The sequence below is a fragment of the Variovorax boronicumulans NBRC 103145 genome (assembly GCF_001591345.1).
GTDB lineage: Bacteria > Pseudomonadota > Gammaproteobacteria > Burkholderiales > Burkholderiaceae_C > Variovorax > Variovorax boronicumulans.
Window position 1 is genome coordinate 1 of the sequence record NZ_BCUS01000283.1, and the last position, 665, is coordinate 665.

Genomic DNA, 665 nt, shown 5'->3' on the forward strand with positions numbered 1-665 from the left:
TGGAGATGCCGCTCGTGGCGGTACTGAGGCCGGACGACGTGGACGTCGAGAGGCTGCTGACGTTGCTGTTCGTGGTGCTCAGGCCGGTGGACAGACTGGAGATACCGCTGGTTGCGGTGCTCAACCCGGTCGACAAACTATCGATGCGGCTCGTAGCCGTGCTCAAACCCGAGGACGTCGAGGTCGACAAGCTGCCGACATTGCTGTTCGTCGTGCTCAGGCCAGTGGACAGACTGGAAATGCCACTGGTCGCCGTGCTGAGCCCCGTCGACAAGCTATCGATGCCACTCGCGGCCGTGCTCAGCCCGGTCGACGTGGATGTCGACAGGCTGCTCACGTTGCTGTTCGTGGTGCTCAGGCCCGTCGACAGACTGGAGATACCGCTGGTTGCCGTGCTCAAGCCGGTCGAGAGGCTATTGATGCTGCTCGTGGCCGTGCTCAGGCCCGACGACGTAGACGTCGACAAGCTGCTCACGTTGCTGTTGGTCGTGCTCAGGCCAGTCGAGAGGCTCTCAATGCCGCTCGTGGCCGTGCTCAGCCCACTCGACGTCGAGGTCGAAAGACTGCTGACATTGCTGTTCGTTGTGCTCAGGCCAGTGGACAGGCTCGAGATGCCGCTGGTCGCAGTGCTCAGGCCGGACGACGTCGAGGTCGACAGGCTGCTG

General features: G+C 63.0%; 1 protein-coding gene. It reads left to right on the forward strand.

Features of this window, described 5'->3' with window-relative positions; genetic code table 11:
• Positions 1–665 (forward strand): hypothetical protein (locus VBO01S_RS33450; protein WP_303621496.1); only part of this gene is annotated, 665 nt, incomplete at both ends.